Source organism: Citrobacter amalonaticus, from assembly GCF_037053465.1.
Classification (GTDB): Bacteria; Pseudomonadota; Gammaproteobacteria; order Enterobacterales; family Enterobacteriaceae; genus Citrobacter_A; species Citrobacter_A amalonaticus_H.
In genome coordinates this window covers 29,018-47,054 of sequence record NZ_JBALIF010000015.1, presented here as the reverse complement: position 1 = coordinate 47,054, position 18,037 = coordinate 29,018, and the positions used below count along the sequence as shown (strand labels likewise).

Annotated in this window: 22 protein-coding genes; 19 read left to right on the top strand and 3 right to left on the bottom strand. The window is 55.9% G+C overall.

Annotated elements, in window-relative coordinates:
* Window positions 1–160 precede the first annotated feature (160 nt).
* The gene (gene kdgT, locus WB371_RS19645; RefSeq protein ID WP_336221724.1) at window positions 161–1,159 is read left to right on the top strand and encodes a 2-keto-3-deoxygluconate transporter; all 999 of its coding nucleotides are present in this window, start codon (window positions 161–163) and stop codon (window positions 1,157–1,159) included.
* Here the strand turns inward: kdgT and WB371_RS19640 are convergent.
* Together WB371_RS19640 and crfC are read right to left on the bottom strand one after the other, a co-directional pair.
* Window positions 1,153–2,058 (bottom strand): diguanylate cyclase regulator RdcB family protein, encoded by a 906-nt coding sequence (locus tag WB371_RS19640; protein WP_336221723.1) that lies wholly within the window; start codon window positions 2,056–2,058, stop codon window positions 1,153–1,155. The genes kdgT and WB371_RS19640 overlap by 7 nt on opposite strands.
* Window positions 2,055–4,412 (bottom strand): clamp-binding protein CrfC, encoded by a 2,358-nt coding sequence (gene crfC, locus WB371_RS19635; RefSeq protein ID WP_336221722.1) that lies wholly within the window; start codon window positions 4,410–4,412, stop codon window positions 2,055–2,057. Before crfC ends, WB371_RS19640 begins: the two co-directional genes overlap by 4 nt.
* A 507-nt stretch (window positions 4,413–4,919) precedes the next feature.
* On the opposite strand from crfC, the gene WB371_RS19630 reads away from it, so the two are divergent.
* The 18 genes from WB371_RS19630 (at window position 4,920) to WB371_RS19545 (ending at window position 17,647) form a co-directional block, all read left to right on the top strand.
* On the top strand, window positions 4,920–5,255 hold the full coding sequence (locus tag WB371_RS19630; protein ID WP_336221721.1) for a zinc ribbon domain-containing protein YjdM: 336 nt from the start codon (window positions 4,920–4,922) through the stop codon (window positions 5,253–5,255).
* A gap of 163 nt (window positions 5,256–5,418) precedes the next feature.
* Window positions 5,419–5,865, top strand: a complete 447-nt coding sequence (gene yjdN / locus WB371_RS19625) for a VOC family metalloprotein YjdN (protein WP_336221720.1) — start codon at window positions 5,419–5,421, stop codon at window positions 5,863–5,865.
* A gap of 132 nt (window positions 5,866–5,997) precedes the next feature.
* On the top strand, window positions 5,998–6,786 hold the full coding sequence (gene phnC / locus WB371_RS19620; protein ID WP_336221719.1) for a phosphonate ABC transporter ATP-binding protein: 789 nt from the start codon (window positions 5,998–6,000) through the stop codon (window positions 6,784–6,786).
* A gap of 149 nt (window positions 6,787–6,935) precedes the next feature.
* Window positions 6,936–7,952: a phosphonate ABC transporter substrate-binding protein gene (gene phnD / locus WB371_RS19615; RefSeq protein WP_336221718.1), complete on the top strand. Its 1,017-nt coding sequence runs from the start codon at window positions 6,936–6,938 to the stop codon at window positions 7,950–7,952.
* Between the two features lie 169 nt (window positions 7,953–8,121).
* The gene (phnE, locus tag WB371_RS19610) at window positions 8,122–8,901 is read left to right on the top strand and encodes a phosphonate ABC transporter, permease protein PhnE (RefSeq protein WP_336221717.1); all 780 of its coding nucleotides are present in this window, start codon (window positions 8,122–8,124) and stop codon (window positions 8,899–8,901) included.
* Between the two features lie 20 nt (window positions 8,902–8,921).
* The gene (gene phnF, locus WB371_RS19605) at window positions 8,922–9,647 is read left to right on the top strand and encodes a phosphonate metabolism transcriptional regulator PhnF (protein WP_336221716.1); all 726 of its coding nucleotides are present in this window, start codon (window positions 8,922–8,924) and stop codon (window positions 9,645–9,647) included.
* On the top strand, window positions 9,648–10,100 hold the full coding sequence (phnG, locus tag WB371_RS19600) for a phosphonate C-P lyase system protein PhnG (RefSeq protein WP_336221715.1): 453 nt from the start codon (window positions 9,648–9,650) through the stop codon (window positions 10,098–10,100). It begins immediately after the preceding gene.
* Complete coding sequence (phnH, locus tag WB371_RS19595; RefSeq protein WP_336221714.1) at window positions 10,097–10,681, top strand: phosphonate C-P lyase system protein PhnH; 585 nt, start codon at window positions 10,097–10,099, stop codon at window positions 10,679–10,681. Before phnG ends, phnH begins: the two co-directional genes overlap by 4 nt.
* Window positions 10,681–11,748, top strand: coding sequence for a carbon-phosphorus lyase complex subunit PhnI (locus WB371_RS19590; RefSeq protein ID WP_336221713.1), 1,068 nt, complete (start codon window positions 10,681–10,683; stop codon window positions 11,746–11,748). The genes phnH and WB371_RS19590 overlap by 1 nt, the downstream gene beginning before the upstream one ends.
* Before the next feature lie 46 nt (window positions 11,749–11,794).
* Window positions 11,795–12,586 carry an alpha-D-ribose 1-methylphosphonate 5-phosphate C-P-lyase PhnJ gene (gene phnJ / locus WB371_RS19585; RefSeq protein WP_336221768.1) on the top strand — a complete coding sequence of 264 codons (792 nt, stop codon included), beginning with the start codon at window positions 11,795–11,797 and terminating at the stop codon, window positions 12,584–12,586.
* Entirely contained in the window at window positions 12,583–13,341 is a 759-nt protein-coding gene (gene phnK / locus WB371_RS19580; protein ID WP_336221712.1) for a phosphonate C-P lyase system protein PhnK, read from the top strand. The genes phnJ and phnK overlap by 4 nt, the downstream gene beginning before the upstream one ends.
* 123 nt (window positions 13,342–13,464) lie before the next feature.
* Window positions 13,465–14,151 (top strand): phosphonate C-P lyase system protein PhnL, encoded by a 687-nt coding sequence (gene phnL / locus WB371_RS19575; protein ID WP_336221711.1) that lies wholly within the window; start codon window positions 13,465–13,467, stop codon window positions 14,149–14,151.
* Window positions 14,148–15,284: an alpha-D-ribose 1-methylphosphonate 5-triphosphate diphosphatase gene (gene phnM, locus WB371_RS19570; RefSeq protein ID WP_336221710.1), complete on the top strand. Its 1,137-nt coding sequence runs from the start codon at window positions 14,148–14,150 to the stop codon at window positions 15,282–15,284. The genes phnL and phnM overlap by 4 nt, the downstream gene beginning before the upstream one ends.
* 2 nt (window positions 15,285–15,286) lie before the next feature.
* Window positions 15,287–15,841: a ribose 1,5-bisphosphokinase gene (gene phnN, locus WB371_RS19565; RefSeq protein WP_336221709.1), complete on the top strand. Its 555-nt coding sequence runs from the start codon at window positions 15,287–15,289 to the stop codon at window positions 15,839–15,841.
* Window positions 15,828–16,262, top strand: coding sequence for an aminoalkylphosphonate N-acetyltransferase (phnO, locus tag WB371_RS19560; protein ID WP_336221708.1), 435 nt, complete (start codon window positions 15,828–15,830; stop codon window positions 16,260–16,262). Before phnN ends, phnO begins: the two co-directional genes overlap by 14 nt.
* A gap of 8 nt (window positions 16,263–16,270) precedes the next feature.
* The gene (phnP, locus tag WB371_RS19555) at window positions 16,271–17,029 is read left to right on the top strand and encodes a phosphonate metabolism protein PhnP (RefSeq protein WP_336221707.1); all 759 of its coding nucleotides are present in this window, start codon (window positions 16,271–16,273) and stop codon (window positions 17,027–17,029) included.
* Window positions 17,030–17,111: 82 nt separating this feature from the next.
* Window positions 17,112–17,363 (top strand): antitoxin, encoded by a 252-nt coding sequence (locus WB371_RS19550; protein ID WP_336221706.1) that lies wholly within the window; start codon window positions 17,112–17,114, stop codon window positions 17,361–17,363.
* Complete coding sequence (locus WB371_RS19545; protein ID WP_336221705.1) at window positions 17,360–17,647, top strand: type II toxin-antitoxin system RelE/ParE family toxin; 288 nt, start codon at window positions 17,360–17,362, stop codon at window positions 17,645–17,647. Before WB371_RS19550 ends, WB371_RS19545 begins: the two co-directional genes overlap by 4 nt.
* On the opposite strand, the gene yjdP is transcribed toward WB371_RS19545, so the two are convergent.
* On the bottom strand, window positions 17,644–17,973 hold the full coding sequence (gene yjdP, locus WB371_RS19540) for a DDRRRQL repeat protein YjdP (protein WP_336221704.1): 330 nt from the start codon (window positions 17,971–17,973) through the stop codon (window positions 17,644–17,646). The genes WB371_RS19545 and yjdP overlap by 4 nt on opposite strands.
* Window positions 17,974–18,037: the final 64 nt, after the last annotated feature.

The window sequence follows — 18,037 nt, the reverse complement described above, 5'->3', positions numbered from 1 at the left end:
CTCCGGGGAGCGAAAAGGACTGGATACCAGTGCTCTCGCCACAAACGATGCACAGAGAGACCGTGGATTTCCACACATTCTCTTTAGAAATAAAAGACTGAATTTAAATAATTTTTTCTAACTTACCCGTAAGTTCAGCGGGCAAGACGTGAGGACATTTATGAAAATTAAAGCCACCATTGAGCGTATCCCTGGCGGGATGATGCTGATTCCCTTACTGCTTGGCGCAATATTAAATACTCTGGCGCCAGATACCGGTGCTTATTTTGGTTCCTTCACGAAAGGAATGATTAGCGGCACAGTACCGATTCTTGCCGTGTGGTTCTTCTGTATTGGCGCATCCATTGATTTACGCGCAACCGGGACGGTATTACGTAAATCCGGAACGCTGGTGATGACTAAAATCGCCGTCGCATGGGTGGTGGCAATGATTGCCGCATCGTTTATTCCGGATACCGGGATTCAGACCGGTTTCTTTGCCGGATTGTCGGTACTGGCGATTGTTTCCGCGATGGACATGACCAACGGCGGCCTGTATGCCAGCCTGATGAACCAGTACGGCACCAAAGAAGAGTCCGGAGCATTTGTCCTGATGTCGCTGGAATCCGGTCCGCTAATGACCATGGTGATTCTGGGTTCTGCGGGGCTTGCGTCGTTTGAACCTCATCATTTCATCGGTGCGGTATTGCCGTTTCTGATCGGCTTCACGCTGGGTAACCTTGACCACGACCTGCGCGCGTTCTTCAGCAAAGCCACGCCGGTACTGATTCCGTTCTTCGGCTTCGCACTGGGTAACACCATTAATCTGAGCGTCATCGTTGATACCGGTCTGCTGGGTGTCCTGCTGGGTGTCGCGGTGATTATCATCACTGGTATTCCGCTGATTATTGCCGACCGCGTGATCGGAGGGGGTAACGGTACGGCGGGTGTGGCAGCCTCTTCAGCCGCAGGAGCGGCGGTCGCTAACCCGGTCATTATTGCCCAGATTAACCCGGCGTTTGAACCCGTTGCCGCATCGGCAACGGCACTGGTGGCGGCCAGCGTAATTGTGACCGCGATTCTGGTGCCGATTATTACCGCGCTGTATGCCAGACGTTTCGGTCATGTACCGGCACCGGTGGCCATGGAAGAGAAAGCCGCTGAAACCGCAAGTCAATAATCTTCAGACTCCCCTCTCCGCTCATGAGGGGGGAAAATCTCCTCAACCATAGCATCCACCAGTCGCTTCGCGGAACAAAGACGCGGCATACCGAGCGCGACGGTCTGCCAGCGCTGCGTCACCGACCAGCACACCGGATGCTTATCCGCCTCGCACCAGTCTCCCAGCCAACTCAACATATCGCTGTACTCACCTGACCCCGCAGTCGCGGTGGCGCTCAGCCACTGATGATAAGAGTGACGAGTCGTCGGCGCCGCATGGATACTGTGCGCCAGATAGTTGGTCGCCATCGCCCGTAAATTATCTTTCAGCATCAACGCCACATCCGGATTCGCCAGGCGGCAGGCGTCGCCGAACGCTCCCCACCGCAACTCTTCCAGAGCAATAAAGCAGCGCCCCGGCAGCGACCAGCCATCCCATGCCCCCGTCAGCCAGCGGGTAAAAACCTGTTCACTCTGTTCACCGGCTTGTACCGTCAGTCCGCGTTGACTCAGCGCCCTCTCTTTCGCGATGCAGCGTTGACTGACCCCTTCGCTCAGTGAGGCGAGTTGCCGGGCCAGTCCGGGAACCGTTTGTCCACGCGAAACGTCCGTTTGTTGTAGTTGCGTCAGCCGCGCCGCAATACGCGTCAGTGCCAGATGCCCGGGGTCGAGCATTCCCGCCAGTTTTTCCACCAGCGTCAGACGCATCATCAAATGCTCACTGAACACGCCAGCCATCACCCACGCCCGCAATTGCGTCTGGGCCAGAATTTCTTGTGTCAGGCGCTCACGAAACTGCTGCTGTTGCAGCGTTCCATTCACCCGTTTCAGGTCTTCTCCCTGAAGCAGAGAGACCATAAACTTCGGGTAGATACACTCCAGCGTCCGCCCGGGACCTTCCAGTAACGCGTTTGTCATGTGTGTTCAGCCACAAAAAGGGTTTGAATGTCATCACGGAGCAGGCGGGCGTCTTCATAAATCCAGGCCGCGGTAGCAAGACTGTGCTGCAACTGTTGACGCATACTGTGAACCGCCGACGCATTTTGTTGGCGCACCAGCAGGCTTTCACGCAAATTCTCCTGCAACCCCGACAGGCACAAGGAGAAATCGGCAAAAAACGTTGCCATGCCTGCCGTAACGGAAACATCGACCTGCGCGGCCAGCGCTTTACGAATCTGTTGGCAAAAATGGCTGACGTATTCCACCAGGCTTTGATGTAACGCATTAATATTAATAAGATAACGCGCCTTCGCTTCGGCCTCATTATCATCCCAGCGCCAGTTTGGTTGGTTCAGCCAGCGGGAGAAGGTTTCACGGACTCCGCCCAGGCGAGGTTCATCGCTGTCAACCATCTCCTGTCGGGTAATCGCTTCGCTAAACAACTGACGCGTCGTAAAGCTAAATACCGAGGCATGAAAGGCGGGAAAGCTGATCCGGGGGCGAAACCCCGCATGGCTCAATTTCTCTTTCACCCGCATTTCGATGGGGCGCATCGCGTCATTTAATGCCCGGCTGAGGGTGGCTTCCAGTTGCTCAAAACGCATCGCCAGGTCGCGGCTGATATTTTCCTGCGCCTTCAACAACACGCCTTCGCATGAAGAACGCAGTTTGCTGATGAGCACCTGAGCCTGCGCTTCGTCATGCAGAACCAGCAGATCCCCGTCGAAGACCATCAGCGGAGGCGGCGATCCGCCCTCACGTTGCGACAGTTTCTCGATCTGCTCACGGCTGAAAAACGTCTCAATGCGCCGTATTATCGTGACTTGTTGCTGGGTCAGAAAATCACTGAACGACGCCAGGGCCAGCTCTACCTCATGATGAATCTCATCGTTAACCCTCTCCTGGCGCGCCTTCAGTTGCTGCATATCCGCTTCAAGACTGATGATATTTTGCTGCAACGTATCAAACGCCACCGTCAGTCCGTGATAGCGAAAGTCCAGATATTCCCGGGCATTGTGGGCGTAATTCAGCAACTTATGCGAAGCCGATCGCAACGCATACAGCGATGCATTCGCATAGGCGGCATGGATTAAGGTTTGAATTGGCTGCTCAAACAAGGAATCTTCCCACAGTAAATCCGCGGCATGTCGAAGGTGGTCGATATCATCCAGATCGGCGCTCCGCCAGCGTCGTCCGAGCGCCGCTTCGGCAAAATCCTGCACCCAGCGCTGCTCCTCGTGATCCGGCAGACGTCCATTGCTCGCCAGCTCATGGCGCGCCCGGTTCGCCAGATATCCCCACATTGAAGAAACCGGGAAAATCTGCGCCGGGTTGATACAGCCTTTCATCAGCGTGCCGGAAATGAGCGCCCTGACCTGTTCTTCGTCATCGCTGTTACGATCTTTTTGGTCGAATTTATTAACCAGCGCATACAGAGGCACTGATTTTCCCACTGCGGCAATGGCTCGCCGTACCTCTTCATCAGAGATCGATTTCAGTTGCGTATAGTCCATCACCGCCAGCACCGCGGAGGCGCGGGCCAGTTGCTCATTGAGCATCTGTTGCAGATGCGGCTGCCCGGCTTCGTTTGGCCCGGGTGTGTCGAGTAGCGTCAGTTGCCCCGGATAATTCTCCAGCCCTGCCAGATGCACAAACTCCACCTCAATCACCGGAATATGTTCAATGGCGGCATAGGCCGAAAAAGGAAAATCGACCTCCAGGGCTTTCGACAACCGCACCAGATCGTTGAGGCTTTTCAGGCAGTGAAAGATCGGCTGTGCGCCAAGGTAGTGACGCTCAAACGCTTCCCCTCTTTCGATACGCTCCAGCAGGACAGTCATGTCCTTGTCAATTTCCAGCATTTGAGCCAGATGCTGGCGATCGCATACGCGCATGCTCTCTTGCAGGGTTTGCATCAGCGCATCGATAGGCGCAACGTGGGAAAAATGCAGCACGGGCTCTTTTTGGCCGGGCGTATGGCGGATCAGGGTCGGTAACGCGGTCATTGGGCGATTACGATTAGGCAACACTTCCGTCCCGACAATGGCGTTGATCGTCGTTGATTTTCCTGCCTTCATGGTGCCGACAATGGCCAGCACCATCTCCAGCCGCGAAATTTTTCGCAACTCATTATTGAGCGTTGCCTGCTGGGCTTCTCCGCCACGGGTGCTAAAATGCAGTGGATGAACGTTCTCCGCCTCTTCACCCGATAAGGGTGCATCGCCATTGAGAACCGCTGTGGGCATTTTTTTTACCGTTTTAAGATGCTCTAAAGAGAGCAGCAGTAAACGTTCTGCTTCCTGGCTCAATTCATATATTGTCTGTGTGTACATAAAAAATGTTTCCTTAACGCAAATTTATAGCTTTTATTTAGCCGCTTCGTTTTATTAGTGAATATTCGGCTTTAATAATTACGTATGGAAATAACTTTATTAATTAATCCACTGATAGCATTGAAATAATTAATTTTTACACGCTCAGCGCCATCTCTCGTTGAGAGAAGTTAAAAAGCGTAGTTCAGTTTTAAACACCGCTACATCAATGTTTCTTCATTTCACCTACCAAAAATAAGAGGGTGATTAATCGGTATTAACAAAAAATGAAAATGCATCACGCGTATATTGAATATTTCTCGTCACCTTATCTCAAATAACATACGGTAGCAATTTCCCTTAAAAATATTCCCCCACTTTTGTTGCCTGACTGCCACAACCCGTCGTTTAGCTTAAAAGACGAGTAGTCCCGACAACATTAAGGATTTTGTGTATAATTGCCGCCTTTTTCGGCAATCTGCCATTTTTGGGGCGCGTTTGCCCTTTCTGACTTTTGAGGAAATCGACATGTCATTACCCCACTGCCCACAATGCAACTCCGAATACACTTACGAAGATAACGGCATGTACATCTGCCCGGAATGCGCTCACGAATGGAACGATGCAGAACCAGCACATGACAATGATGCGCTTATCGTGAAAGATGCCAACGGCAACCTGCTGGCTGACGGCGACAGCGTCACCGTCATTAAAGACCTGAAGGTGAAAGGGAGCTCTTCGATGCTGAAAATCGGTACGAAAGTGAAGAATATTCGTCTGGTGGAAGGCGACCACAACATCGATTGCAAAATTGATGGTTTTGGCCCGATGAAGCTGAAATCAGAGTTCGTGAAAAAGAACTGATTTCCGCTCCCAACCGGATAACGTTCATTCATTATGTTGCCGGGGGCGCTTCGCTTGCCCGGCCTGGCACAAACCAGGCTGGATAAGACGCAGCCGCCATCCGGCGCATGCCTCCTGATTTCGAACTACACTTAACTGGCTTCTCTTCCCTGAGGTAAAGATTATGCCGTTAAGTCCCTATATCTCTTTTGCCGGTAACTGTGCCGACGCCATCGCGTATTATCAAAAAACGTTGGGCGCAGAACTCATGTATAAAATCAGCTTCGGTGAAATGCCCAAATCGGCGCAGGACAGCGAAGAGGGTTGCCCTTCCGGAAGGGTATTTCCTGATACCGCTATTGCTCACGCCAACGTACGTATTGCTCACAGCGACATCATGATGAGCGATGCCATGCCATCAGGCAAAGCTCACTATTCCGGATTCACGCTGGTTCTCGACACGCAAAATGTCGACGAAGGGAAGCGCTGGTTTGACAATCTCGCCGCCGAGGGTCAAATCGAAATGGACTGGCAGGAAACCTTCTGGGCGCATGGTTTCGGTAAAGTCAGCGATCGCTACGGCGTGCCGTGGATGATCAACGTCGTCAAACAGTCACAGCCCGCCGGGTAATCTAACGGGAGGCATGCCTCCCGTTTTGTCATCAAACCCGCCTTAACTCTTCATCAGTAAGTCACATCTTCTTAACCCAAACGTCATATTGATCCGCCACGATGGAGCCACTTTTTTTAGAGAGGCCGCATCATGGAAACGATCATTCGCGTCGAAAAGCTCTCCAAATCATTTAATCAGCATCAGGCGCTGCATGCGGTTGATCTGAACATCTGTTCCGGTGAGATGGTGGCTCTGCTTGGGCCGTCGGGTTCCGGCAAATCCACCCTTTTACGTCATTTAAGCGGTTTGATTACCGGGGATAAATCACCGGGCAGTCACGTCGAACTGCTTGGCCGCACGGTTCAGCACGAAGGCCGGCTGGCGCGCGATATTCGCAAAAGCCGTGCCCATACCGGCTACATCTTCCAGCAGTTCAATCTGGTCAACCGCCTGACGGTGCTGGAGAACGTGCTGATTGGCGCACTGGGCAGTACGCCGTTCTGGCGCACCTGTTTTAGCTGGTTTAGCGCAGAGCAGAAACAGCGCGCATTACAGGCGCTGACCCGCGTCGGGATGGCGCACTTTGCCTGGCAGCGCGTCTCAACCCTTTCAGGCGGCCAGCAGCAGCGTGTGGCGATCGCCCGTGCGCTGATGCAACAGGCCAAAGTGATCTTCGCCGACGAGCCGATTGCCTCTTTGGATCCGGAATCGGCGCGCATTGTGATGGACACCCTGCGCGACATCAATCAGACCGACGGGATCACCGTCGTCGTCACGCTGCATCAGGTGGATTACGCCCTGCGCTACTGCGAACGCATTATCGCGCTACGTCAGGGTCACGTCTTCTATGACGGAAGCAGTCAGCTCTTTGATAACGAACGATTTGATCATCTCTACCGCAGCATGAACCGCGTCGAACAGAACGCGCAGGCTGCTTAATTCAAAAAGACCAGGCGTTATTGGCGCAGACAGACTGAAGGCGGCCAGCGTGGAAAAACCGGAGCGTACACGTAGTACGTGAGGATTTTGAGCACTGCCCGAATTCAGGCTGGCAAGTGAAATAGCCTGGAACAAAGTGAGAAATGGAAATGAGCTATAAAACCGTTGCCGCGCTGGCCTTTACCAGCATGTTCAGCCTCAGTACGTTATTAAGCCCGGCCCATGCCGAAGAGCAGGAAAAAGCGCTGAACTTTGGCATTATTTCAACTGAATCACAGCAAAACCTGAAACCGCAATGGGACCCGTTCCTGAAGGATATGGAGAAGAAACTGGGCATGAAAGTAAATGCCTTCTTCGCCCCGGATTACGCCGGGATCATTCAGGGAATGCGCTTTAACAAAGTCGATATCGCCTGGTACGGCAACCTCTCGGCAATGGAAGCCGTGGATCGCGCCAACGGACAGGTCTTTGCGCAAACCGTCGCTGCTGATGGATCGCCGGGTTACTGGAGCGTGTTGATCGTTAACAAAGACAGTCCGATCAACAACCTCGACGATCTGATCGCCAAACGCAAAGATCTCACCTTCGGTAACGGCGATCCTAACTCCACCTCCGGCTACCTGGTTCCAGGCTATTACGTCTTCGCGAAAAACAATATCGCCGCGAGTGATTTCAAACGCACCGTTAACGCCGGTCACGAAACCAACGCCCTTGCGGTTGCCAACAAGCAGGTGGATGTCGCCACCAACAATACTGAAAACCTCGATAAGCTGAAAACCTCCGCCCCCGACAAGCTGAAAGCGCTGAAGGTGATCTGGAAGTCACCGCTGATCCCAGGCGACCCGATCGTCTGGCGTAAAAACCTCTCCGAAACCACCAAGGACAAGGTGTACGACTTCTTCATGAACTACGGCAAAACGCCGGAAGAGAAAACGGTTCTGGAACGCCTGGGCTGGGCACCGTTCCGCGCCTCCAGCGATCTGCAACTGGTGCCGATTCGCCAGCTCGCGCTGTTTAAAGAGATGCAGGGCGTGAAGGACAACAACGGACTGAACGAAGAAGAGAAAACCAGCAAAACCTCGGCGCTGAAAGCGCAACTGGATGACCTTGACCGCCTGACCGCGGCGCTCAGCGCGATGACCAGCGTCACCAAAGCGGTGCAGTAAACCAGGTGCTCAAATTGTAGGCCTGATAAGCGCAGCGCCATCAGGCAATGACAGTAATGTGTAGGCCGGATAAGGCAACGCCGCCATCCGGCAAAGGCGTGAATGCCGGATGACGACGCAAACGCGTCTTATCCGGCCTACCGCCAACACACATTTATAGGAAGCAACTATGCAAACCATCACCGTTGCCCCACCCAAGCGCAGTTGGTTCTCGCTACTGAGCTGGGCCATTTTACTCGCCGTGCTGGTGGTGTCGTGGAAAGGTGCCGAAATGGCTCCCCTCACGCTGATTCAGGACTCCGGCAACATGGCGACTTTTGCCGCCGATTTCTTCCCGCCCGATTTCAGCCAGTGGCAGGATTATCTCGGCGAAATGGCCGTCACTCTGCAAATCGCCGTCTGGGGAACTGCGCTGGCGGTGATCCTCTCCATTCCCTTCGGTCTGATGTGCGCCGATAACCTCGTCCCCTGGTGGATCTATCAGCCGATGCGAAGGGCGATGGACGCCTGCCGCGCCATCAACGAAATGGTTTTCGCCATGCTGTTTGTTGTCGCTGTCGGTCTGGGTCCGTTTGCCGGCGTCATGGCGCTGTTTATCCACACCACCGGCGTCCTTTCGAAGCTGTTGTCCGAAGCGGTCGAAGCCATTGAACCGGGGCCGGTTGAAGGGATTCGCGCCACCGGCGCCAACAAAATTGAAGAGATCCTCTACGGGGTTTTACCACAGGTCATGCCGCTGTTGATCTCCTATTCGCTGTACCGCTTTGAATCCAACGTCCGCTCGGCAACCGTGGTGGGCATGGTGGGTGCAGGGGGTATCGGCGTGACGTTGTGGGAGGCGATTCGCGGTTTTCAGTTCCAGCAAACCTGCGCCCTGATGGTGTTGATCATCGTGACCGTCAGCCTGCTGGATTTTCTCTCCCAGCGTTTACGTAAGCACTTTATCTGATGAGCGAGGCGTTGATTGCTATGCACTTGTCTACACATCCGACCAGCTATCCGACGCGTTATCAGGAGATTGCCGCGCGACTTGAGCAGGAGCTTCGCCAACACTACCGCTGCGGTGATTACCTGCCCGCCGAACACCAGCTTGCCGCCCGTTATGAGGTCAACCGCCACACGCTGCGCCGCGCCATCGACCAGTTGGTTGAACGCGGCTGGGTTCAACGTCGTCAGGGAGTCGGCGTGCTGGTGCTGATGCGCCCGTTCGATTACCCGCTTAACGCCCAGGCGCGTTTTAGCCAGAACCTGCTGGATCAGGGCAGCCATCCCACCAGCGAAAAGCTGCTGGCGGTACTGCGCCCGGCCTCAAGCCATGTCGCCGATGCGCTCAGCGTGCAGGAAGGCGATAACGTTATTCACCTGCGCACCCTGCGCCGGGTCAACGGCATCGCGCTGTGTCTGATTGATCACTACTTTTCCGACCTCACGCTCTGGCCGCTGTTGCAGGGCTTTAACCACGGATCGTTGCATGACTACCTGCGCGAGCAATCGGGGCTGACGCTTAAACGGACCCAGACACGGATCAGCGCCCGCCGTGCGCAGGCGAAAGAGAGCAAAGTGCTGGAGATCCTCAATATGGCGCCGCTGCTTTGCGTGCGCACCCTTAACCACCGTGAAGGCGAAGAACGTGCGACGGAGTACTCCGTCAGCCTGACCTGCGCCGACATGATCGAATTCACCATGGAGCACTGAATGCATTTCGATACCGCCACCCGCCAGCGCTGGATGCGCGCGCTGGCCTATAGCAAAGCCGATGCCCTGAATGCGCGACTCCAGGCGCTTAAGCTGGCACCGGAATATGACCTGATCCGCGCCCCGGAAACCGGGCTAATGCAAATTCAGGCGCGAATGGGCGGCACAGGTAACCGCTTCTTTGCCGGAGATACCACCCTGACCCGCGCGGTCGTGCGCCTCAAAAGCGGTACGCTGGGCTATAGCTACCTGCTGGGGCGTAACAAATACCACGCCGAGCAGTGCGCCGTCATCGACGCCTTACTCCAGGAATCCCCCCATTTTCAGAACCTGATGGAAACCCTTATTTACCCGCTGGAGGCGGAACGCGAGGCGGAAATCACTGCCCGGCGCGCCGAAGTCAACACCAGCCGGGTCGACTTCTTTACGCTGGTACGCGGAGATAACGAATGACCTTACAGACCGCTTTTACCCTGCCCGTTCAGGACGCTCAACAGAGCTTTCGCCGCCTGCTGAAAGCCATGAGCGAGCCGGGCGTGATCGTAGCGTTGCATCAACTGAAACACGGCTGGCAGCCGCTGAACCTTGCCACCACCAGCGTGTTGCTGACGCTGGTCGATGGCGATACCCCCGTCTGGTTGTCGCCTGCGGTGAACAACGATATCTCCCGCCAGAATCTGCGTTTTCACACCAACGCCCCGATGGTCGATCAACCGCAACAGGCGACCTTTGCGGTGGCTGACGAGCGCATCAGCGGCGAGCAGCTTAACGCACTGTCCGCCGGTTCCGCCGTGGCGCCGGAAACCAGCGCCACGCTGATAGTCCAGGTGTCCAGCCTGAGCGGTGGACGCATGCTACGTCTGACCGGCGCGGGTATCGCGGAAGAGCGGATGGTCGCGCCACAACTGCCAGAGTGTCTGATCCACGAACTCACCGAGCGCCCGCACCCGTTTCCGCTGGGTGTTGACCTTATCCTCACCTGCGGCGAACGTCTGCTGGCGATTCCGCGAACCACCCATGTGGAGGTGTGCTGATGTACGTCGCCGTCAAAGGGGGTGAAAAGGCAATAGCCAACGCCCACGCGTTACAGGAGAACCGTCGCCGGGGCGATACTGCCGTGGCAGAACTGAGTGTGGCGCAGGTAGAACAGCAGATGAACCTGGCCGTTGACCGCGTAATGACCGAAGGCGGTATTGCCGATCGCGAACTGGCGGCGCTGGCGCTCAAGCAGGCCAGCGGTGATAACGTCGAAGCCATCTTTCTGCTGCGAGCCTATCGCACCACGCTGGCGAAACTGGCGGTGAGTGAACCGCTAAACAGCGCGGAAATGCGTCTGGAGCGCCGTATTTCCGCCGTCTACAAAGACATTCCCGGCGGACAACTCCTGGGACCGACCTACGATTACACCCATCGCCTGCTCGATTTTACCCTGCTGGCGAATGGCGAAACGCCGCCGTTACGCACAGCAGAAAGTACGCAGGAAGACGCCCCGCACGTCTTTTCGCTGCTGGCGAACCAGGAGCTGGCGAAGCGTGAAGAAGATAATGGCGCCGCGCCAGACGATATCACCCGCACGCCGCCGGTTTACCCCTGCTCCCGTGCTTCTCGTTTACAGCAGTTGATGCGAGGTGATGAAGGGTATCTGCTGGCGCTGGCCTACTCCACCCAGCGCGGTTATGGGCGCAATCACCCGTTTGCCGCCGAAATCCGCAGCGGTTATGTTGCGCTGGAAACCGTAGCGGAAGAGTTGGGATTTGCGGTCAACGTCGGCGAACTGCTGATGACCGAATGTGAAATGGTCAACGGCTTTGTCGCCCCGGACAACGACACGCCCCACTTTACCCGTGGCTACGGACTGGTATTCGGTATGAGCGAACGCAAAGCCATGGCAATGGCGCTGGTGGACCGATCCTTACAGGCACCTGACTACGATGAAACGGTTACGGGACCGGCGCAGGACGAAGAGTTTGTGCTGGCGCACGCGGATAACGTCGAGGCGGCGGGTTTCGTTTCACACCTCAAACTTCCCCACTACGTCGATTTCCAGGCCGAACTGGAACTGCTCAAACGTCTGCAACAGGAGGCTGCCCGTGACCGCTAATCTCTCTGGCTACAATTTCGCTTATCTGGACGAGCAGACCAAACGCATGATCCGCCGCGCGATACTCAAAGCGGTGGCGATCCCAGGCTATCAGGTGCCATTCGGCGGACGCGAAATGCCGATGCCTTACGGCTGGGGAACCGGCGGGATCCAGATCACCGCCAGCGTGATTGGCGAGCCGGACGTGCTGAAGGTTATCGATCAGGGGGCGGATGACACGACTAACGCCGTATCGATCCGCAACTTCTTTAAACGCGTCACCGGCGTCAATACTACGGAACGCACGGAAGACGCCACGCTTATCCAGACCCGCCACCGGATCCCGGAAACGCCGCTGACAGAAGATCAGATCCTGATCTTCCAGGTGCCGATCCCCGAACCGCTGCGCTTTATCGAACCGCGCGAGACGGAAACGCGCACCATGCATGCGCTTGAAGAGTACGGGATCATGCAGGTGAAACTGTACGAAGATATCGCCCGCTTCGGTCACATCGCGACAACCTACGCCTATCCGGTGAAGGTCAATGGCCGCTATGTGATGGATCCGTCGCCTATTCCAAAATTCGATAACCCGAAGATGGACAGGATGCCCGCCCTCCAGTTGTTTGGCGCGGGACGCGAAAAACGGATCTACGCCGTCCCCCCGTATACCCGCGTGGAAAGTCTCGATTTTGACGATCATCCGTTCACCGTGCAGACCTGGGATGCGCCCTGCGCCATCTGCGGCTCAACGCACAGTTATCTTGATGAAGTGGTGCTCGATGACACCGGCAAACGCATGTTTGTCTGCTCCGACACTGATTATTGCCGCCAACAGAGTGAGGCTCTCAGCCAATGACGCAACCACTGCTTTCGGTTAACAACCTGACCCATCTCTACGCGCCGGGCAAAGGCTTTAGCGATGTCTCTTTTGACCTGTGGCCTGGCGAAGTGCTGGGCATTGTCGGGGAGTCGGGTTCTGGCAAAACGACGCTACTGAAATCCCTCTCTTCCCGTCTGACGCCGCAGTCAGGCGAGATTCAGTACCAGCAACATTCGCTGTATGCCATGAGCGAAGCCGACCGCCGCCGCCTGCTGCGCACTGAATGGGGCGTGGTACATCAGCACCCGCTGGACGGCCTGCGTCGTCAGGTTTCGGCGGGCGGTAATATCGGCGAACGCCTGATGGCGACCGGCGCGCGTCATTACGGTGAGATCCGCGCCACCGCCCAGCGCTGGCTGGAGGAGGTCGAAATTCCGGCGTCACGCATCGACGATCTGCCGACCACCTTTTCCGGCGGAATGCAGCAGCGTCTGCAAATCGCCCGCAATCTCGTTACCCACCCGAAGCTGGTCTTTATGGATGAGCCAACCGGCGGCCTCGACGTCTCCGTGCAGGCGAAGTTGCTGGATCTGCTGCGCGGCCTGGTGGTGGAACTGGATCTGGCAGTGATCATTGTCACCCACGATCTCGGCGTGGCGCGCCTGTTAGCGGACCGCCTGCTGGTGATGAAGCAGGGCCAGGTGGTGGAAAGTGGATTAACCGACCGGGTGCTCGACGATCCGCACCATCCTTATACCCAGTTACTGGTGTCGTCGGTATTGCAGAACTGATTTTTGCCGGATGACGGCTGCGCCTTATCCGGCCTACGGACCTACGGATCGGTGTTGTGTGTAGGCCTGATAAGCAACGCGCCATCAGGCAATCGAACGCAAAAATGCGTAAAGAGGATAAAAATGAACGCGATCCGCGTTGAAAACGTCAGTAAAACCTTTGTACTCCACCAGCAAAACGGCGTGCGCCTGCCGGTGCTGCAAAACGCCTCGCTGGAAGTGAAAAACGGCGAATGCGTCGTGCTGCACGGCCATTCAGGCAGCGGGAAATCCACGCTCCTGCGTTCGCTGTATGCTAACTATTTACCCGACGAAGGGCACATTCATATTCACCATCACGACGACTGGGTGGATCTGGTGCAGGCCCCGGCGCGCAAAGTGCTGGAAGTCCGCCGCACCACGATCGGCTGGGTGAGCCAGTTTTTGCGGGTTATCCCGCGGATCTCCGCGCTGGATGTGGTGATGCAGCCGCTGCTGGATCTCGGCGTACCGCGCGAGACATGCGCCGCCAAAGCTGCAAGCCTGCTGACCCGCCTGAACGTGCCGGAACGCCTGTGGCATCTCGCGCCATCCACCTTTTCCGGTGGGGAACAACAGCGCGTCAACATCGCACGCGGATTTATCGTCGATTACCCCATTTTGTTACTTGATGAGCCAACCGCCTCGCTGGACGCGAAAAACAGTGCTGCCGTAGTAACGCTGATTGAAGAAGCGAAAGCGCGCGGTGCGGCGATTGTCGGCATTTTTCACGATCACACTGTGCGCGACCGCGTGGCGGATCGATTGCACCTGATGGGGACAACACCATGATTATCAACAACGTAAAGCTGGTGCTGGACGATGAAGTGGTGCAGGGATCGCTGGAAATTCAGGATGGTGTAATTCGCGCCGTTGCCGAAAGCCAGAGTCGTCTTCCGGATGCGCTGGATGGCGGAGGCGGCTGGCTGCTGCCAGGGCTTATCGAACTTCACACCGACAATCTCGACAAATTCTTTACCCCCCGCCCGAAGGTAGACTGGCCCGCTCATTCGGCGATGAGCAGCCACGACGCGCTGATGGTCGCCAGCGGCATTACAACCGTGCTGGATGCCGTCGCGATTGGCGATGTCCGTGACGGCGGCGACCGTCTGGAAAATCTGGAGAAGATGATTAACGCCGTGGAGGAGACACAAAAACGTGGGGTCAACCGCGCTGAACATCGCCTGCACTTGCGCTGCGAATTACCGCATCATACCACGCTTCCCCTGTTCGAAAAGCTGGTGGGGCGTGAGCCGGTGACGCTGGTTTCGCTGATGGATCACTCACCGGGACAGCGTCAGTTTGCCGATCGCCAGAAGTATCGTGAGTACTATCAGGGTAAGTATTCGCTGACCGATGAACAGATGGCCCGCTACGAAGAGGAACAACTGGCACTGGCGGCACGCTGGTCGCAGCCCAACCGTACCGCCATCGCGCAATTGTGTCGCGAACGCAACATTGCGCTGGCAAGCCACGATGACGCGACCTGCGGACATGTACAGGAATCACATCAACTTGGTAGCGTGATCGCTGAATTTCCCACCACGTTCGAAGCCGCAGAAGCCTCACGCCAGCACGGTATGAATGTGTTAATGGGCGCACCGAACATTGTGCGCGGCGGCTCTCACTCCGGCAACGTCGCAGCGCATAAGCTCGCGGAACGGGGGCTACTGGATATTCTCTCCTCAGATTACTACCCCGCCAGTCTGCTGGATGCGGCATTTCGCGTGGCAAATGATGAGAGCAATGGCTTCTCGCTTCCCCAGGCTATCCGTCTGGTGACAGCGAACCCGGCGCGTGCGCTTAACCTCAGCGATCGCGGCACGATCGCCGAAGGAAAACGCGCCGACCTGGTGCTCGCACACCGCAAAGGCGATCACGTCCACATCGACCACGTCTGGCGTCAGGGGAAAAGGGTGTTCTGACTATGGGAAAACTGATCTGGTTGATGGGGCCATCTGGCTCCGGGAAGGACAGTTTGCTGGCGGAACTTCGCCAGCAGGAACATGCGCAACTGCTGGTGGCGCACCGCTACATCACCCGCGCGGCAAATGCCGGAAACGAAAATCATATCGCCCTGAGCGAACAGGAATTTTTTACCCGCGCCGGGCACAATCTGCTGGCGCTGAGCTGGCACGCCAACGGTTTATACTATGGCATCGGCGTGGAAATCGATCTCTGGCTCAACGGGGGCTTTGATGTGGTGGTGAATGGCTCACGCGCGCATCTCCCTCAGGCACAAGCCCGCTATGGTACGGCGCTAATGCCGGTCTGTTTGCAGGTTTCCCCTGCGATTCTGCGCCAGCGTTTACAGGCGCGCGGACGGGAAAATGAAACGGAGATCGCCGCGCGTCTCGAACGGGCCGCCCGCTATGCCCCGTTTGACTGCCATACGCTGAATAACGACGGAAGTTTACGCCAGTCCGTCGAGGCACTATTAACGTTGATGGGACGTAAGGAGAAACACCATGTCTGCCTGTGAACTTCGGCGCGCCACGGCGCAAGACATCGAGGCCGTGTATGCACTCATCTGCGAACTGAAGCAAACCCGGTTTGATTACCCGACCTTTCGCGCCGGGTTCACCGCTAATTTGCAGGATACCCGACTGCACTATCAACTGGCGCTGCTTGAGGGCCAGGCGGTTGGGTTGATTGGCCTGCATCTGCAGTATCATTTACATCACGCCAACTGGATTGGCGAGATTCAGGAACTGGTGGTGATGCCGCAGGCGCGTGGTTTGCGAATTGGCAGCCAGCTACTGGCCTGGGCGGAACAGGAAGCCCGTGAAGCAGGCGCGGAAATGACAGAGCTGTCCACCAGTGTGAAACGCCATGACGCGCACCGTTTTTACCTGCGCGAAGGCTACGAACAGAGCCATTTTCGCTTCACGAAAGCGCTTTGAGGTGACCGATGAGTCTGAGCATTACGTTAAGCGGAACGGGCGGCGCCCAACAGGTGCCGGTGTTTGGCTGCGACTGCGCCGCCTGTCGTCGCGCACGCTCACAGCAACAGTACCGCCGACGCCCGTGCAGCGGCGTGGTCACATTCAACGAAACGGTAACGCTGCTGGATGCTGGAATTCCGCATTTGATGGACGACTGGCCGGCGGGCAGCTTCCGGCAGTTTCTGCTCACCCACTACCATATGGATCATGTACAGGGACTGTTTCCGCTGCGCTGGGGCGTCGGTACGACCATTGCGGTGTATGGCCCTGCGGATGAACACGGCTGCGACGATCTGTTTAAACACCCCGGAATTCTGGATTTCAGCCATACCATCGAACCGTTTATGGTATTTGACCTACAGGGATTGCAGGTCACGCCGTTGCCCCTGAACCACTCGAAGCTGACGTTGGGTTATTTTCTGGAAACAGCGCACAGCCGCGTGGCATGGCTTTCGGATACCGCCGGGTTGCCCGACAAAACGCTCACTTTTTTGCAGAATAATCGCCCGCAGGTCATCGTGATCGATTGCAGCCATCCGCCGCGTCCGGAAACACCGCGTAACCACTGCGATTTGAATACGGTTATCGCGCTCAATGCGGTGATTCGCTGCCCGCGCGTCGTCCTCACGCACATCAGCCATCAGTTCGATGTCTGGCTGATGGAAAACGCGCTCCCACACGGCTTTGAAGCAGGTTATGACGGAATGCAAATTATGGTCGACTAGGACATATTGCGTACAATAAGACTTGTTAATCGGTCTCATATCACCTAAATTAAGACCAGTTAATAGGTCTTAAGGAGCGACTATGCCGCACATCATCTTGAGTGATACCACGGCCAGCGTGAGTGAATTAAAAAAGAATCCGATGGCGACCGTCAACGCCGGAGATGGTTATCCCGTCGCGATTCTGAACCGTAACCAGCCCGCTTTTTATTGTATTCCCGCAGCGCTTTACGAAAAAATGCTGGATGCTCTGGACGATCAGCAACTGGCAAAAATAGTAAATGAACGTAGCCAACAGCCGCTTGTGGAAGTGGATCTGGACAGCTACCTATGAGTTATACGGTAAAGTTCAGGGAAGACGCGCTGAAAGAATGGCAGAAACTTGATAAAGCCATTCAGCAGCAATTTGCCAAAAAACTGAAGAAATGCTGTGCCAATCCCCATGTCCCCTCAGCAAAGCTGAGGGGAATCAAAGATTGCTACAAAATCAAATTGAGAACCTCAGGCTTTCGCCTTGTTTACCAGGTGATAGATGACGTACTGGTTATCGCCGTCGTTGCTGTCGGTAAACGTGAGCGTAGTGAGGTTTATCAACTCGCCAGCGACAGACTGCGTTAACGCTCGTAATCCTCTTCCATCCTGCGCTCTTCGTCTTCCAGTTGTCGGCGCTCCTGATCAAGCTGGCGCTGGCGTTCATCCAGCTGGCGACGTCGGTCCTCAAACTGACGGCGACGGTCATCATACTGTCTGCGGCGATCGTCGCTCATTTCGCCCTGCCACCTGTCGTCACGCGAATCCTCATAATCTCGCCCACTATCCGGTTTGTAAGCGTCGTTGATCGCCTGCTGAATGTTGCCGATAGCGTCATCAATAATATCGGCATGGGCCGATACCGTGGTCAGCGACAGCAGGCTGAATAAAAAGAGCGTCGGAGTGCGTTTCATAGAACCAGCCTCAAAAAGGGACGCCTTCTACGTTAGTCAACACCCACAGAGGCGAGTAGCGGAG

What these genes read in the sequence shown, in the direction of transcription:
- phnN (WP_336221709.1), top strand. Translation starts at nt 15,287, where the DNA reads ATGGGAAAACTGATCTGGTTGATGGGGCCATCTGGCTCCGGGAAGGAC.
- kdgT (WP_336221724.1), top strand. Translation starts at nt 161, where the DNA reads ATGAAAATTAAAGCCACCATTGAGCGTATCCCTGGCGGGATGATGCTG.
- WB371_RS19545 (WP_336221705.1), top strand. Translation starts at nt 17,360, where the DNA reads ATGAGTTATACGGTAAAGTTCAGGGAAGACGCGCTGAAAGAATGGCAG.
- WB371_RS19630 (WP_336221721.1), top strand. Translation starts at nt 4,920, where the DNA reads ATGTCATTACCCCACTGCCCACAATGCAACTCCGAATACACTTACGAA.
- WB371_RS19640 (WP_336221723.1), bottom strand. Translation starts at nt 2,058, where the DNA reads ATGACAAACGCGTTACTGGAAGGTCCCGGGCGGACGCTGGAGTGTATC.
- yjdN (WP_336221720.1), top strand. Translation starts at nt 5,419, where the DNA reads ATGCCGTTAAGTCCCTATATCTCTTTTGCCGGTAACTGTGCCGACGCC.
- yjdP (WP_336221704.1), bottom strand. Translation starts at nt 17,973, where the DNA reads ATGAAACGCACTCCGACGCTCTTTTTATTCAGCCTGCTGTCGCTGACC.
- WB371_RS19590 (WP_336221713.1), top strand. Translation starts at nt 10,681, where the DNA reads ATGTACGTCGCCGTCAAAGGGGGTGAAAAGGCAATAGCCAACGCCCAC.
- phnG (WP_336221715.1), top strand. Translation starts at nt 9,648, where the DNA reads ATGCATTTCGATACCGCCACCCGCCAGCGCTGGATGCGCGCGCTGGCC.
- phnH (WP_336221714.1), top strand. Translation starts at nt 10,097, where the DNA reads ATGACCTTACAGACCGCTTTTACCCTGCCCGTTCAGGACGCTCAACAG.
- phnL (WP_336221711.1), top strand. Translation starts at nt 13,465, where the DNA reads ATGAACGCGATCCGCGTTGAAAACGTCAGTAAAACCTTTGTACTCCAC.
- phnM (WP_336221710.1), top strand. Translation starts at nt 14,148, where the DNA reads ATGATTATCAACAACGTAAAGCTGGTGCTGGACGATGAAGTGGTGCAG.
- phnO (WP_336221708.1), top strand. Translation starts at nt 15,828, where the DNA reads ATGTCTGCCTGTGAACTTCGGCGCGCCACGGCGCAAGACATCGAGGCC.
- crfC (WP_336221722.1), bottom strand. Translation starts at nt 4,412, where the DNA reads ATGTACACACAGACAATATATGAATTGAGCCAGGAAGCAGAACGTTTA.
- phnJ (WP_336221768.1), top strand. Translation starts at nt 11,795, where the DNA reads ATGATCCGCCGCGCGATACTCAAAGCGGTGGCGATCCCAGGCTATCAG.
- phnC (WP_336221719.1), top strand. Translation starts at nt 5,998, where the DNA reads ATGGAAACGATCATTCGCGTCGAAAAGCTCTCCAAATCATTTAATCAG.
- phnP (WP_336221707.1), top strand. Translation starts at nt 16,271, where the DNA reads ATGAGTCTGAGCATTACGTTAAGCGGAACGGGCGGCGCCCAACAGGTG.
- phnK (WP_336221712.1), top strand. Translation starts at nt 12,583, where the DNA reads ATGACGCAACCACTGCTTTCGGTTAACAACCTGACCCATCTCTACGCG.
- phnE (WP_336221717.1), top strand. Translation starts at nt 8,122, where the DNA reads ATGCAAACCATCACCGTTGCCCCACCCAAGCGCAGTTGGTTCTCGCTA.
- phnD (WP_336221718.1), top strand. Translation starts at nt 6,936, where the DNA reads ATGAGCTATAAAACCGTTGCCGCGCTGGCCTTTACCAGCATGTTCAGC.
- phnF (WP_336221716.1), top strand. Translation starts at nt 8,922, where the DNA reads ATGCACTTGTCTACACATCCGACCAGCTATCCGACGCGTTATCAGGAG.
- WB371_RS19550 (WP_336221706.1), top strand. Translation starts at nt 17,112, where the DNA reads ATGCCGCACATCATCTTGAGTGATACCACGGCCAGCGTGAGTGAATTA.